The organism is Vibrio sp. 10N.222.55.C6 (assembly GCF_041473395.1).
Classification (GTDB): domain Bacteria; phylum Pseudomonadota; class Gammaproteobacteria; order Enterobacterales; family Vibrionaceae; genus Vibrio; species Vibrio crassostreae_C.
Genome location: NZ_JBFRSD010000917.1, coordinates 1 through 257 on the forward strand (window position 1 = coordinate 1; position 257 = coordinate 257).

1 protein-coding gene is annotated in these 257 nt (G+C 44.4%); it reads left to right on the forward strand.

What is annotated here, in order from left to right; all coding sequences use genetic code 11:
• The coding region (locus tag AB4486_RS26845) for a cation:dicarboxylate symporter family transporter (RefSeq protein WP_372119822.1) at window positions 1–257 on the forward strand (257 nt) is incomplete at both ends.

The following is a 257-nucleotide window of genomic DNA, read 5'->3' on the forward strand; positions in this document are numbered from 1 at the left end:
TCACACATTGTTCGCTTCATAATTCGCCTAGCGCCATTTGGTATCTTCGGTCTAGTTTCAGCGACTTTCGCAACCACTGGTTTTGAGGCGCTAGCAAGCTATGGTCAACTTCTAGCGGTACTACTAGGTTCAATGCTCATCATTGCTCTAGTGGTTAACCCACTGCTTGTTTTCGTTAAAACAAAGCAGAACCCATACCCTCTAGTATTCCAATGTATTCGTGAATCAGGCGTAACTGCATTCTTCACTCGTTCAAG